The organism is Kribbella qitaiheensis, from assembly GCF_042657745.1.
Lineage (GTDB): Bacteria > Actinomycetota > Actinomycetes > Propionibacteriales > Kribbellaceae > Kribbella > Kribbella qitaiheensis.
The window spans coordinates 222,977-237,546 of record NZ_JBHSKE010000022.1; the positions used below are offsets into that span (position 1 = coordinate 222,977).

At 68.4% G+C, this 14,570-nt stretch carries 11 protein-coding genes and 1 riboswitch; of the genes, 10 read left to right on the forward strand and 1 reads right to left on the reverse strand.

Going from position 1 to position 14,570, the window contains the following annotated elements:
• The first annotated feature begins 10 nt into the window (after positions 1-10).
• The 9 genes from ACFPJ1_RS19375 to ACFPJ1_RS19415 all read left to right on the forward strand — a co-directional run bounded on the left by ACFPJ1_RS19375 (position 11) and on the right by ACFPJ1_RS19415 (position 11,286).
• Positions 11-1,405, forward strand: coding sequence for a serine hydrolase domain-containing protein (locus tag ACFPJ1_RS19375; protein WP_380105663.1), 1,395 nt, complete (start codon positions 11-13; stop codon positions 1,403-1,405).
• Positions 1,406-1,481: 76 nt separating this feature from the next.
• Positions 1,482-2,420, forward strand: coding sequence for an NAD-dependent epimerase/dehydratase family protein (locus ACFPJ1_RS19380; RefSeq protein ID WP_380105665.1), 939 nt, complete (start codon positions 1,482-1,484; stop codon positions 2,418-2,420).
• 46 nt (positions 2,421-2,466) lie between these two features.
• The gene (locus tag ACFPJ1_RS19385) at positions 2,467-2,976 is read left to right on the forward strand and encodes a class I SAM-dependent methyltransferase (protein WP_380105667.1); all 510 of its coding nucleotides are present in this window, start codon (positions 2,467-2,469) and stop codon (positions 2,974-2,976) included.
• Positions 2,977-3,175: 199 nt separating this feature from the next.
• A riboswitch (guanidine-I (ykkC/yxkD leader) is annotated at positions 3,176-3,284 on the forward strand.
• A gap of 56 nt (positions 3,285-3,340) precedes the next feature.
• Complete coding sequence (locus tag ACFPJ1_RS19390) at positions 3,341-4,897, forward strand: amino acid permease (RefSeq protein ID WP_380105668.1); 1,557 nt, start codon at positions 3,341-3,343, stop codon at positions 4,895-4,897.
• A complete protein-coding gene (locus ACFPJ1_RS19395; RefSeq protein ID WP_380105670.1) occupies positions 4,894-5,505 on the forward strand; it encodes a DUF1989 domain-containing protein in 612 nt (203 codons plus the stop codon). The genes ACFPJ1_RS19390 and ACFPJ1_RS19395 overlap by 4 nt, the downstream gene beginning before the upstream one ends.
• Positions 5,502-6,119, forward strand: coding sequence for an urea amidolyase associated protein UAAP2 (locus ACFPJ1_RS19400; RefSeq protein WP_380105672.1), 618 nt, complete (start codon positions 5,502-5,504; stop codon positions 6,117-6,119). The genes ACFPJ1_RS19395 and ACFPJ1_RS19400 overlap by 4 nt, the downstream gene beginning before the upstream one ends.
• Before the next feature lie 2 nt (positions 6,120-6,121).
• Entirely contained in the window at positions 6,122-8,074 is a 1,953-nt protein-coding gene (locus ACFPJ1_RS19405) for a 5-oxoprolinase/urea amidolyase family protein (protein ID WP_380105673.1), read from the forward strand.
• Entirely contained in the window at positions 8,071-9,651 is a 1,581-nt protein-coding gene (gene atzF / locus ACFPJ1_RS19410) for an allophanate hydrolase (protein WP_380105675.1), read from the forward strand. The genes ACFPJ1_RS19405 and atzF overlap by 4 nt, the downstream gene beginning before the upstream one ends.
• A gap of 453 nt (positions 9,652-10,104) precedes the next feature.
• The gene (locus ACFPJ1_RS19415; protein WP_380105676.1) at positions 10,105-11,286 is read left to right on the forward strand and encodes a M20 family metallopeptidase; all 1,182 of its coding nucleotides are present in this window, start codon (positions 10,105-10,107) and stop codon (positions 11,284-11,286) included.
• Positions 11,287-11,306: 20 nt separating this feature from the next.
• Here the strand turns inward: ACFPJ1_RS19415 and ACFPJ1_RS19420 are convergent, their stop codons facing one another.
• Positions 11,307-13,106, reverse strand: a complete 1,800-nt coding sequence (locus tag ACFPJ1_RS19420) for a DUF222 domain-containing protein (protein WP_380105677.1) — start codon at positions 13,104-13,106, stop codon at positions 11,307-11,309.
• A gap of 152 nt (positions 13,107-13,258) precedes the next feature.
• Here ACFPJ1_RS19420 and ACFPJ1_RS19425 point away from each other — a divergent pair, with 152 nt between their 5' ends.
• Positions 13,259-14,515 carry an integrase core domain-containing protein gene (locus tag ACFPJ1_RS19425; protein WP_465261077.1) on the forward strand — a complete coding sequence of 419 codons (1,257 nt, stop codon included), beginning with the start codon at positions 13,259-13,261 and terminating at the stop codon, positions 14,513-14,515.
• Positions 14,516-14,570: the final 55 nt, after the last annotated feature.

Here is a 14,570-nt window from a genome sequence, read left to right on the forward strand (position 1 = left end):
CGTTCATGAGGTGAGCAGCCTTCCACGGAGTACGCCAGAAGCCCAGAACTTGTTCCCCACCGCCCTCGACTCCTTCGTCGCCGCGCTCGACGCGTCCGACCAGGAGATCCAGACCCTGATGCTGCTCCGGCACGGTCACGTCGTGCTGGAGGAGGAGTGGGCGCCGTACCGGTTGCGGGACCGGCACCTGCTGTTCTCGGTGTCGAAGTCCTTCACCTCGATGGGCATCGGCCTGCTGGTCGAGGACGGCAAGCTGTCGGTCGACGACAAGGTGGTGTCGTTCTTCGACGCCGACGACCTGCCCGACAAGATCAGCGACAACCTGGCCGCGATGGAGATCCGCCATCTGCTCACGATGACGACCGGGCACTCGCAGGACACCGTCGAGGCGCTGTCGCGGGACCGCCGGATGGTGCGGATCTTCCTCGACCTCGAGGTGGAGCACGAGCCGGGCACGGTGTTCGTCTACAACACCGGCGCGACGTACCTGCTGTCCGCCATCCTCCAGAAGATCACCGGCGAGACCCTGCTCGACTACCTCCGGCCCCGGCTGTTCGAGCCGCTTGGTGCGAGCGAGGCGACCTGGGAGATCTCCCGCGAGGGCATCACCAAGGGTGGCTGGGGTCTGAGCCTCAACACCGAGTCGCTGGCGCGCTTCGGGCAGCTCCTGCTGCAGCGAGGGTCGTGGGACGGGCAGCAGCTCGTGCCGGCGAGCTGGATCGACGCGGCCACCTCGAAGCAGGTGCCGAACAACCAGGACAACCCCGACTGGCAGCAGGGCTACGGGTACCAGTTCTGGCGGTCGCGGCACGACACCTACCGCGGCGACGGCGCCTTCGGGCAGTACTGCCTGGTCTTCCCGGAGCACGACGCCGCCCTCATCATTACTAGCGCCTCACCCGACATGCAGGCGACCCTTGACGTCGTCTGGGAGCACCTTCTCCCGGCTCTTCAGGGGGAATCGGGAGCTGACCTGGCTCGGCCCGCGAAGCTCGAGCTCGCAGCGCCCGAGGGCCAAGCTTGGAGCGGGGACGGGCGCACCTACCGGTTCGACCCGAAGGTCGCGTCGCTGACGGCGGTCAGGCTGGACCCGGACGGCACCGGCACCTTCACCTTCGAGGTCAGCTCCCACGACTTCGACGCCACGGTTCCGCCTGGCACCACGCAGGACGTCGTCTGCGCTCCCGGCGACTGGCGCGAACTGACCGACGACCTGGTGGATCCACCGCAGCGCATGGTCACCAACGCGTCCACCGACAACGGCGCCTTCGTAGCCACCTTCCGCTACCTGGAAACCCCGTACGTGGCGACGTTCACCTGCCGCCCGGACGGCGACTCCCTGACGATCGATGTCCGGTACAACGTCTCCTTCGGTCGGACGGAGTTCACCCTGCACTCGCTGTGATGTGAGCTAGGTCACTGTCACACTGGCGGCGTTCGCCGTGTCCCCTGGGTCGACTAAAGGTGACATGGAGGACGAGATGAAGGTTCTAGTGGCAGGCGCGACCGGCGGGCTCGGACGTTCGCTGGTGCCGAAGCTGATCGCGGCAGGACACGACGTCACCGGGATGGTGCGGTCCGAGTCGAGTGCGGACAGCCTCCGGGCGCTGGGTGCTGAGGTGGTCCTCGCCGACGGGCTGAACGCCGGCGCGGTGAAGGCCGCGGTCGCTGCCGCCCAGCCCGAGGTCGTCGTCCATCAGATGACCGCGTTGAAGGGTGGCATCGACTTCAAGAAGTTCGACGAGAGCTTCGCGCTGACGAACCGGCTGCGGACCGAAGGCACGGACAACCTGCTCGCCGCCTCCCAGGCCGCCGGCGTACGTCGGTTCGTCATCCAGAGCTATGCCGGCTGGAACCTGGAACGCGGTGGCTCCGAGATCAAGAGCGAGCGGATCCCGATGGATCCCGACCCGGTGCCGGCGACGAGCAAGACGATGGCCGGGCTGCGCCACCTGGAGTCGGCCGTGACCGGTGCCGAGGGCATCGAAGGCGTCGTACTGCGCTACGCGGGCTTCTACGGTCCGACCGGTTTCATCGGCAAGGGCGGCGAGATCGTCAAGCTGATCGAGCAGCGCAAGTTGCCGGTGGTCGGCGACGGCTCGGGCGTCTGGTCGTTCATCCACTACGACGATGCCGCCGACGCCACCGTCAAGGCGGTCGAGAGCAGCGCCACCGGGATCTACCAGATCGCCGACGACGACCCCGCGCCCGCCTCGGTCTGGCTGCCGGAGTTCGCCAAGATCCTCGGCGCCAAACCACCGCGGCACATCCCCGTCTGGCTGGCCCGCCTGGCCGTCGGCGAGGTCGGCGTCTCCGCCTTCACCAAGATCCGCGGCGCCGACAACTCCCTGGCCAAGGCAACCTTCGACTGGGAACCCACCTACACCTCCTGGCGCCAGGGCTTCCGCCACGGCCTCTAGGGGACTAGAACTCTGAGGGGAGTTGAGTACTCCCCGAGGAGGGCAGATGCCGACCGTTCCCGATCGGATCCGGTGGGCCGTTGAAGCGGTGGATCCCCAGCCCGGCGAGCAGATCCTCGAGATCGGCTGTGGGCCAGGGGCCGCCGCGCAGTTGGTCTGCGAGCGGCTCACCACCGGTCACCTGCTCGCCACTGACCGATCGGCGGTGGCGGTGAATCGGACGACGGGGCGGAATCCGCAGCACGTCAAGGCGGGACGTCTCACCGTTCAACGCACCGCGCTGGATGAGCTGAAGCTGTCCGAGGACAGCATCGACAAGGCGTTCTGCGTCAACGTGAACCTCTTCTGGATCAGCCACGCCGAGGCCGAACTCGCCGTACTCCGGCAAGCTCTGCGCTCGGGTGCTCCCCTGTTCATCCTGTACGGGTCCGAGGGGCCGACCGGCGGCGACCGGGTCACTGCGTTGGTCGCGGAGGCCGTGAAGGCGGCCGGCTTCCACACCGTCAGGGTCGTCACCGCCGACCACGGCCTGGGCGTCATCTCCCACGCCCCTTGAGGGACGCCTGGTCGCGACGGGTGAAAGTCAGGGTCTTGTCGCGGGCGCCGCCCGGCTGCGGCGAGCCGTCGATCTCCTCGGCTGATCGTTGCTTGCAGCAACTAAAGACAGGGTGAGAGGATTCGTTAACGTCCTTGTTACACAGGACGCGGGCGACTGAAACAGCCGCGCCCTGAACTGTTGGAGACCCACCGAGACGGTGGGGCGCCCCTAGGGTTCCGCTGCCGGTGACGGCAGGCCTGGTCCGAGAGGGGAGGCGGCGCCGTGCACGTGGTGCCGCTCCACGGCGGGACAAAAGCCCGGGAGGCCTTGATGGCCCCGGGCTGCCGTGCGCATTCCGGGCCGACTCTCTGCGGAGGCCGGAATGTCAGCCAGCACCGAAACACTGCCGTCGAACGGATCACTCTCATCGGACGGGGCCGAGGACCTCCGGACCTTCGGCTACCCCCAGCAACTCTCGCGCCGCGTCGGCAGCTACGCCTCGTTCGCCGCCGGCTTCTCGTTCGTCTCGATCCTCACCACCGTCTTCCAGCTGTTCGGGCTGGGCTTCAGTTTCGGCGGTACGGCGTTCTTCTGGACGTGGCCCGCCGTCCTCGTCGGCCAGCTGACGGTGGCCCTCTGCTTCGCCGAGCTCGCCGCGCGTTATCCCCTCTCCGGCGCGATCTACCAGTGGGCCCGGCGTCTCGGTGGCGCCGTGGTCGGCTGGTTCGCGGGCTGGACGATGGTGATCGCGCAGATCATCACTCTGGCGACTGCGGCGATCGCCTTGCAGGTGGTGCTTCCCGCCGTGTGGTCGGGCTTCCAGCTGGTCGGCACCGACTCCACGCTCGCGTCGAGGGACGGCGCGGCGAACGCCGTCGTACTCGGCTGCATCCTGCTGGTGGCGACCACGGTGCTCAACGCGACCAGCGTCCGGACGACGGCGATCGTGAACTCCGCGGGAGTGACCTGTGAACTCGTCGGCGTCGTCCTGATCATCATCCTGCTGGCCAGTCACGCGGAGCGCGGCCCGTCCGTCGTTCTGCACACGACCAACCTCGACAGCAGCACCGGGTACGTCGTACCGCTGCTGATCTCGGCGTTGATGGCGGCCTACGTGCTGGTCGGCTTCGACAGCGCGGGCGAGCTGTCCGAGGAGACGCACAAGCCGCGCGCCACCACGCCGAGGACGATCCTCCGCGCGGTGATCGCGTCGGGCATCGGCGGCGCCTTCCTGATCATCGCCGCGCTGATGGCCGCTCCCTCCCTGACCGACGGCGACCTCGCCGGGCAAGGGCTGCCGTACGTGCTGACCAGCCGACTCGGCACGACAACGGGCAAGCTGTTGCTGCTCGACGTCGCGCTCGCGGTGTGTGTCTGCACGCTGGCGATCCAGACGGCGGCCGCGCGGATGATCTTCTCGATGGCGCGCGACAACGTCCTGCCGTTCTCCGCCAAGCTTCGTCAGGTGTCGGACCGAACCGGTACTCCGGTGGCTGCCACGATCGTGCCGGGCGTGCTCGCCGGCTTCTGCCTGGTGGTCAACGTCGGCAACGCTGGGCTGTTCCTCGGACTGGCGAGCGTCTGCATCATGCTGCTGTACCTGGCGTACCTGATGGTCACCGCTCCCCTGCTGATCCAGCGTTTCAAGGGCAACCCGCTGACCGCCGGTGTCGACGAGGACGGCCGCCCGCTCTTCTCCCTCGGCCGCGCGGGCTTGTTCGTGAACATCGTCGCCGTCACCTACGGCCTCGCGATGGCTATCAACCTGGGCTTGCCGCGCGCCGAGGTCTACGACCCGGCCGGCGAGGGCTGGTACCTGCACTACCTCCCCTTGATCACGCTCGCGATCGTCGCGATCGGCGGACTGATCGCCTACCGCACCCAGCACAGCCGGTACCACGCCTCCATCGGCACTGTCGCCGTCGGGGCGGAAGCATGAGCCACAACATCCCCGGCGGAGCCGCCTGGTCGGCTTCCGTCAAAGCCGGACGCACGCTCACCTTGACCGCGCTCGACGACGGCGCGAACGCCTCGGTCCTCATCATCGGCGCCGACCGCCTCGACCGCCTCAACATTCCCGACACCCTGAAGTCCCAGATGTCCGCACGCATCCGAGCGGGGATGGTGCTGATGTCCGACCGCGGTACTGCGCTGGCGACCGTGCTCGCGTCGTCTCTCGACTGGCATGACTGCCTGGCCGGACGCGGACCTGACCGGCTCCTGCAGCTCGAACTCGCCAAGCACGGCTTCGGCGAGGCGGACCTGCACGCCTGCATCAACTTCTTCTCGAAGGTCGGGATCAGCGACGACTCGCGCGCCTCGCTGACCTTCGTGCCGGACCACGCCACGGCAGGCGACACGGTCACGCTCCGGGTCGACCAGGACCTGGTGGTCTTCGTGTCGACGGCACCTCATCAGCTCGCCTCCGAGTCCAGCCCGGCCGGGGTCGCAGTACAGATCGAAGGTGTTGGTGAGGTCGGCGATCCGTCGGAACTGCGCGAGGAAGCGGTTCGGGCCCTCGAGGTGACCAGGGGGTTGCTGGTATGACCATCGTGGAAACGACCACCGCGCTCGACACCGTCATCCAACCTGGAGACGGCACTCTGCTCGCCGTGCCTTCCGGTGGTCGACTGCGGATCGTCGATCTGCACGGCAACCAGGCCGTCGACACGCTGTTCTACGACGCGAGCGATGTGGACAACCGCTACTCGGCGTTCGACACGATCCGCGAGCAGCAGGCCGTCTTCCTGACCACCGGATCGCGGTTGCTCTCCAGCAGACTCGACGAGCTTGCCGTGATCAGCGACGACACCTGCGGCCGGCACGACACCGTCGGCGGCGCCTGCTCGCAGGACAGCAACGTGATCCGGTACGGCGAGTTCACCCGGCACCAGCACGCCTGCCGTCAGACCTTCCTGCGCTACGGCGCACGGGCCGGCATCGGGCAACGGCAGCTCACGCACAACGTCAACTTCTTCATGAACGTGCCGGTCAGTCCGGACGGCGACCTCTCCTTCGAGGACGGCCTATCGGCGCCCGGGCGGTACGTCGAGATCACCGCCAGCCGGGATCTCCTGGTGCTGATCAGCAACTGCCCGCAACTCAACAACCCCTGCAACGGGTGGAACCCGACCCCCGTGCAGCTGCTGGGCTGGTGGTGACGGTGGAAACCATCACCATCGTTGCCCCCGGCACCCAAACGACGATTCAGGACCTGGCCGGCCGTCAGGGGCTGTGGGATGTCGGCGTACCACCTTCCGGCGCGGCCGACGAACTCAGCTTCGCGCTGGTCAACGCGGCCGTGGGTAACCCTGACAGCGCGGCAGGCTTGGAATGTGTGCTGACCGGCCCGGTACTGACCAGCGACGAGGACCGGCTGGTCTGCGTCGGCGGTGCGGCCACGCGGGCAATGATCGGCGGACGCCCGCTGCGCCCCGGCAGAGTGGTGCGGCTACCGGCCGGCGTTGTCCTGGACGTCGGCCAGCTCGACGGTCCGGGGATGCGCGGCTACCTGGCGATCGAAGGTGGCCTGGACGTACCGCGGGTCCTGGGCAGCCGGTCGACCTTCATTCTCGGCGGCTTCGGTGGTCAGGACGGGAGACCTCTCGCCGCGGGCGACCTGCTCCCCCTCGGCCGGCGGGAGAACCTGCTCAGTCCAACGCCGGTCGAGTTGCCCGCGCTGTCGGACAGCTGGCAGGTACGCGTGATTCCCGGCCCGCATGGCGCTCCGGATCACCTCACGGACGAAGGCGTCGAGGCGTTCTTCGGGACCTCGTGGCTGGTGGATCACCGGTCCGACCGCACCGGAGTACGGCTGGTCGGGCCGAGTCCGGACTGGGCCCGGACCGATGGTGGCGAGGCCGGGCTGCATCCGTCGAACGTGCACGACTCGGCCTATCCGGTCGGCGGGATCATGCTCTCCGGGGACACCCCGGTGATCGTCGGAAAGGACGGGCCGTCGCTCGGCGGCTTCGTCGTACCGGCGGTGGTGATCGAAGCGGATCGGTGGATGCTCGGGCAGTTGCGGCCGGGCGACTCCGTGGAGCTGGTTCCCGTGACGATGGAGGCCGCGGCCGAGGCGATCCGCGCTCGGCGAGCGTGGTTCGCGGATCTCCGGCAGGAACCCGTCGTGGTCGGGGCTGGGGTGAGCGGTTCCGAGCGCCCGAAGGATCTCCACCAGGGCGGCGCCGGGACCACCTCCCCGGCGTACACGATCAGATGTGCGGGTGAACGGCACCTGCTGGTGGAGGCCGGGCCGGCGGAGCTCGACCTCACCGTGCGGGTCTGGATTCACCTGCTGGCGCAGGCGTTGCGCCACGATCGGCCCGCGGGCGTGGCCGAGATCGTCGAGGGCGTCCGGTCGCTGTTGGTGGCGGTGGACTCGTCGCGGCTGGGGCTGGTCGAGCTGGCCGAGCGTTTGGTGTTCCTCGCCGCCGGGCTGGCCGATCCGGCGACGGTGGTGCTGCCCGCTCGCGAGGTGACGCTGCCGATCGCGTTCGACCATCCGGAGACGCACGAGGCGATGCGGCGGTACGCGACCTCGGTCCGGCCCGATGCGCCCTGGTGCCCGGACAACGTGGAGTTCATCCGGAGGGTCAACGACCTCGGCCGCCGGGACGAGGTCTTCGAGATCATCCAGGCTGCGACGTACCTGGTCGTGGGACTCGGCGACGTCTACCTCGGCGCCCCGGTCGCCGTACCCGTCGATCCGCGGCACCGGCTGGTGACGACGAAGTACAACCCGGCTCGGACCTGGACGCCGCAGAACGCCGTCGGGATCGGCGGGATCTACCTGTGCGTGTACGGGATGGAAGGACCGGGCGGCTACCAGTTGGTCGGGCGAACCGTGCCTGTCTGGCGGATCTCGCGGACCGATGAGCAGCCGTGGTTGCTCCGGCAGTTCGACCTGATCAGATTCACCCCGGTGAGTGCGGAACAGCTCGCGCACGAGCGGACCGAGATCGCGGCCGGACGCGCGGACCTGCGGGTCAGCCCGGCGACGTTCTCGATCGCCGACATCCACCGGATCGAGCAGGAAGCACCCGTGGACATAGCAACCTTGCGCGCGAAGCGACGAGCGGCCTTCGAGGCCGAGAGGGCCAGGTGGGGAGCATGACGGTCTGGATCACTCGAGTGGATCCGGTCGAGCCTGCGGCGGGTCCGCTGCACGGGTTGACGATGGCGCTCAAGGACAACATCGACCTGGCCGGAGTACCGACCACGGCCGGCGATCCGCGCAACTCTCAGCCGGCGGAGCACAACGCGTTCGTGGTGGACCGGCTGATCGAGGCCGGCGCTGTGCCGCTCGGGAAGACCAACCTGGACCAGTACGCGACGGGTCTGGTCGGCACGCGTTCGCCGTACGGGGCCTGCCATTCGGTGTTCTCCGAGCTGCATGTGTCGGGTGGTTCGAGCTCGGGCAGTGCGGTCGCGGTGGCGACGGGTGCGGTGGACTTCGCGCTCGGGACGGATACCGCTGGGAGTGGTCGGGTGCCTGCGGCGTTCAACGCTCTGGTGGGGATCAAGCCGAGCCGTGGCCTCGTGTCCGCGCGAGGGGTGGTGCCCGCCTGTCGCTCGCTCGACTGCGTCACCGTGATGGCGCGGACAGTCGGGACCGCGCGGAAGGCCTTCGACGTGATGGCGACCTTCGATCCGCAGGATGCCTGGTCGCGGCGGGCCTCCGATCTCCCGCGCGGCCGCTCGACGCGTACGCCGGGCGCCGCGGCGGTGATCGGCGTACCGGACATTCCGCTGGATCTCGACCCCCTGCACGAGCAGGCCTGGCAGGAGACCCTCGACCAGGCCTATCGGCTGGGCGAGGTGGTGAAGGTGGACGTCCAGCCGCTGCTCGAAGCCGCCGAACTGCTGTACTCCGGGCCGTGGCTCGCCGAGAGATGGCTGGCCTTTGGGGACAAGATGGTCGACGACCCGGCGGTGGACCCGACCGTGCGCACGATCGTCCGGAACGGCGCTGGGCTTACCGCGGCTGAGGCGTTCGCGGGCTTCGACCGGTTGGCCACGCTCGCCCGGGCGAGCGAATCCTCGTGGGCGCAACTGGACGCGTTGTTGTTGCCGGTCACGTCGACCCATCCGACCCTGGCCGAGGTGGCGGCGGATCCGATCGGAGTGAACAGTCAGCTCGGGCGGTTCACGAACATGGTCAACCTGCTCGACCTCTGCGCGGTCGCCTTTCCTGGTCCTGCTCGGGCCGACGGGCTCCCCTTCGGGATCCAGCTGCTGGCACCGGCCGGTCACGACGACGTGGTGATCGACCTCGCCGCTGTCTGGTGCGGTGAAGCCACCCGCTCGTCCGAGGTGCTGCTCGCCGTCGCGGGTGCGCACCTGTCCGGCCAGCCGCTGAACCACGAACTGGTACGACGTGGCGCGCGGTTGGCGTTCGGCGCGCGCACGGCACCGGAGTACCGGATGTACTTGCTGGAAGGTCCTCGGCCCGGACTCACCCGCACAGTCGAGCCAGCGACCGGCCCGGGGATCGAGGTGGAGGTATGGAGTCTGCCGGCCGGCGAGTTCGCCGGGTTCGCGGCGACGATCGAGCCACCGTTGGCGCTCGGACCGCTGGAGCTGTCCGACGGACAGCGCGTCCTCGGTTTCGTCTGCACCGCCGAAGGCGCCGACCCCGACCACGAGATCACTCGCCATGGCAGTTGGCGCAGCTATCTCGCCCAGTTGTAGCCGGTCAGGACGTTGACGACGCTCCCGGCCGAGTGGTGCCAGCGGTGGCAACGGCGCGTGTCGGGGGTGCGAACACCAAGAGGGGACCTCGGACACACAATTCCCTGTCCGAGGTCCCCGGATGGTGTTCGGACCACCACATGTGCGCGGCCGAGCAGACACCTGGACGGGCGTGATGGCTGGGGTAGCCCGGACCGCCAGCACTCACCAACCGCGCGCGAACCCCTGGCCCGCCGCCTGGTGACGCCGGGTCAGAGAAGTACTGGCGAGGTTGCTGAGTGGTGGCTGTCCGCTCGACCACCCAGCCCAGCCCAGCGCCGATGCCGCGACCCGATTCCCGAGCAACCGTGCGGACTGGCAGGCGCCAACGGGTACAACAGTCACCGCTCCGACCTGGCGTGTTACCAACGTGCTCGCCGAGTCCACCTAGCGCAGGACACTAGGCTGCCTTGCATGACGATCACGACCGCGGAACAGCAGGTTCTCGACCGGATCGACGAGGAGCTCCTTGTCCGAGTCACCCGGAGTCTGCTTCAGGCGACCGGGCAGAACCCGCCCGGTGACGAGGCGGCGACGGTCGGGGCGTTGAGTGCCGCCGGGATCGAGCTCGACCTGGACGTGGTCGCGACCCGGGTCGAGCCCGGCCGGGACAACCTGAGCATCATCCTTGCTGGCGGCAACGGTCCGGGCCTGCTCCTGCTCGGCCACACCGACGTCGTACCGGTCGGGGAAGGCTGGACGAAGGACCCGTTCGGTGGGGAGGTCGCCGACTGCCGGATCTACGGCCGCGGCGCATCCGACATGAAGGGCGGCCTCGCAGCCGCACTGGTCGCCCTCGCAGCCTTGCGCGGCGCCGAGCTCAGCGGCCCAGTCGAACTCGCCGCACTCGTGGACGAGGAGGAGACCGGCAAAGGCATCCGCTCGTACGTCCGTACTGCGTCTCGCTCGTGGCTCGGGTGCATCACCGCCGAGCCGACGGACCTGCAGACCATCATCGGCGCGCGCGGTGACTCCTACCTGCGGGTCGAGATCCACGGGCGTGCGAGCCACGCGGGTAACCCAGCCGACGGCGCCAACGCGATCTACGGCGCAGCCGCGGTGGTCGCCGAGATCGAGCGCCTGCACGCGGAGCTCCCCGCCGCCCCGCATCCCCTGCTCGGCCCGGCCACCTGGAGCGTCGGCCAGATCAACGGCGGCACGGGCGGCTCGATCGTTCCGGCCGAATGCGTCATCGTCGCCGATCGACGGCTGCTTCCGGGTGAGTCCCCCGCGGCGGTGCTCGACGATCTCCGCAGTCGGGTGGCGGGGTTGAAGCTCGAGGAGCGTGGCCTGTCGGTCGACCTCGAGATGCCGATGGAGATGCCCGCCTTCGAGACCGCCGCAGATGCCGACCTGGTGAAGATCACCGACGCTGCTCTTGCCGACGCCGGTGGTCCCGGCCTACCGCTGGGCGGATGGACCGCCGCTTGCGACGGCGGATTCGTTGCCCGCGACCTCGACATACCAGTAGTCGTCCTCGGCCCCGGCTCGGTAACCAGCCAGGCCCATCGAGCCGACGAGTCTGTCTCGATCGACGAACTCTTGATCGCCACCCGGGCCTACGTCCTCACCGCACTCCGGTTGCTCGTCAGGTGAAAGTGCCCACCCGCAACGCGTCAGAACGGTGGGGCTTCATCGTCGGGTGGATCGGTGCCGGGTGGATCGGTGCCGGGTGGGTCCGCGTTGGTTTGGGTCCGGTGGTGAATGGTCGGTCCTGGTCGTGCAGGGACGGTGGTGTAGCGATGGCCGGTGGGGGTGGTGAGGGTGGTGGATCCGTCGGGGTTGTTGGTGGCTGTCCAACCCCAGACCGGGGTGTCTTTGATGATGTGGTGGAGTTCGCAGTACGTGCGCAGATCGGCCAGGTTGGTGGTGCCGGTCCGAGCGAACGGGGTGCCGTGATCGCGGTCGCACTCGCGGGCGGGGCGGTTGCAGTTGATCCAGTCGCAGACCGGGTGGGCCGCAAGGAGCGTCTCCGAGACCAGCGCGCCCGGGTCGTGGCGGGTGGTGGATGCTTCCAGGACCGACCCGTTGGTGGGGTCGGTGAGAATGCGTCGCCAGGTGCCGTCGGTGGCGATGCGTCGGGCCATCTCGGCCGGGACCGGTCCGTACCCGGTCAGCTCGCACGGTTCGTCGTCGAGCCCCAGCAAGGTGCTGGCCGGTGTGAGGACCTCGATGTGCGGCCGGCGTCGGTGTTGATCAGGTAGCCGTCTTCCGAGCCAGTCCAGTCCGTTCCAGAGCATGAACTCGAACAGCTCCGCAGCCACATCCGCCCGCCGCTGCCCAGCACTGCGCCGCCGAGGAGTGCGAGCGACCGGGTTGACGTCGGCATCACCGGTGCGCGCCGGGTCTGCGGCGGTACCGGCATCCGCACCGGCACCGGCACCAGGGGCAGGGGCAGGGGCAGGGGCAGGAGCAGGAGCAGGAGCAGGAGCAGGAGCAGGAGCAGGAGCAGGAGCAGGGGCAGGGGCAGGGCGCTTGGCGAGGTCGGCCATGGCCTGGATGACGATCCACATCTGCTGGACCTTGTCGGCGGTGTGGACGATCCACAGGCCGGCCATGCCGTCGGGCAATGGAACGAGCCGGACCTCACGCTCAGCCCTGGCTTCGCGATGCCGATCGGATTCGTTCTTGGCGTCGTAGTAGGCGACCTGCTTGCGCAGCGAGCGCCGCAGATTCGCGTGCGACTGCGACGGCGCCCGCTTGAGAACGTGCGCCTCGACCGCCCGCGCCTGGTCGACGGTCAGGGTCCGGGTGGCATCGTTGATCGCGATCGCCTTGGACAAGCTGATCGCCCCGCAACGCAGCGCCGTGTGGGTTGCGCGCAGCACACTGGTCAGGCGCAACGCGGTATCGACGTGGCCGCTCGCGGTCTCGGGCCCGATCTTCAGAGCGGCGGCGATCTCCGCGACCCAGGAACGCTCGGGATCGATCGGTCGCCCATGGGAGTCGACCTCGCTGGGGCGTGGGATCTCGGTCGCCTGGGCCTGGCGCTGCCGGTAGAACGACGCCATCGCCGACATCCTGATCGCCTCACTCCAGGCAGTCAGCCGCGCGGTGGCCTTCATCAGTTCGATCAGGGCGATCGGTGACTCGGTCTGCGGTCGCACCTGTTCCAGTGCCGCCGCCAACTCGCCGCCCGGAGGCAGGAACACCCACGCAGGGGCCTTGAGTTCCAGCAGGAGACGCTCAGCCTCGTCCTGCTCGACCCCCGCCCACAGTTCCCACTCCAACGCGTCCACCTGCGACATCTGCAGACTGGACCCGTCGTCGAAGAAGTCCGTCTCGTCGACAAGGGTCGGACCAGCCGGCGCCTCAGGATTCTCAGGGACCGAGATCAGCCCCGACTCGATCAGCGCAGCCACCTCCGCGGCGAACTCGTGTTCGCCGTACTGAGGATCAATCAGCGTCGCGCTCATGCCTTGACAATAGAACATCTGTTCGATTGCGCCAAATCCCGCCGAACGCTCAATTGTCATGTCGCAAGACATCGGTGACAGTTCTGCGTCAGGACATCGGTGACACTCCAAGGGGTTCTTGGTGGTGACACTTCCGCCCCGAGGCTCGGGCGGTGGCTGCCAATGAACCCATCGATCCTCGTGTCCGTCTCGCGATCGCGCAGTGGCCAGATGACGCTCCACGTGGTGCGGTCTCGACGTTCTGTGCCGAGCACGGCATCTCCCGCAAGTCGTTCTACGAGCTGCGCAGACGTGCTCAGGTCGAGGGGCCGGCCGAGGTGCTCGAGCCCCGGACCCGGCGTCCGAGGTCGAGCCCCTCGAAGCTGACCAACGAGGTCAAGGAGCAGGCGGTGCAGGTGCGGGCGGCGTTGGAGGCGTCCGGGCTGGACCACGGGCCGATCAGCGTGCGCGACAAGATGCACGCGATGGGGCTGGCCCCGGTGCCATCGACGGCGTCGCTGGCCCGGATCTTCCGCGAGGCTGGTGTGGCTCGTCTTGAGCCGAAGAAGAAGCCACGCTCGGCGTGGCGCCGGTTCGTGTATCCCGCCCCGAACGCGTGCTGGCAACTCGACGCCACCGAGTACGTGCTGACCGGTGGGCGCAAGTGCGTGATCTTCCAGCTCATCGACGATCACTCCCGCTACGCGGTTGCCTCCCATGTCGCTTCGAGCGAGAACTCCCAGGCCGCGATCGTCGTGTTCGACAAGGCAGTGGCCGCGCACGGGGTGCCCCAGCGGCTGCTGTCCGACAACGGCGTCGCACTCAACCCCTCACGGCGCGGATTCACAGGCCAGCTCGTCGAGCACGTCTCGAGCCTGGGCACCGAGGCGATCACCGGCAAGCCCTACAAGCCGACCACCCAGGGCAAGAACGAACGCTTCCACCAGACGTTGTTCCGCTACCTGGACAAGCAGCCGCTCGCCGACACACTGGCCGAACTACAGGCCCAGGTCGATGCGTTCGACCGCATCTACAACACCGAACGCCCCCACCAGGGCCTACCGGGCCGCGTCACACCCCAGACCGCCTGGCAGGCCACCGAGAAAGCCGAGGCTCCTCGCCCCAAGCCCGAGCAGCCCTTGTCCGTCCAGCAGGTCGCCAAACGCCTACGCCCTGCACCGGCACCAACCGATCTGCCCGCCGGCACCCGCGTGAAGAAGCTGACAAGCGCCGGCTCCTTCTGGCTGGCAGGGGTCCACTACATGGTCGGCGGACCATACGGCTTCCAGCAGGTCCTGGTCATCACCGACGGCGACAAGATCACCGTCGCCGACCTCGAAGGCGAGATCCTCATCGAGCACACCAGACCCGCACCTGGAGTGACCTACGTCGGCAACGGCCGGCCCCGCGGCCTACGGCAAGACCACTGAAACGTCACCGATGTCCTGACACATCGAGTGTCACCGATGTCCTGATGCAGAACCG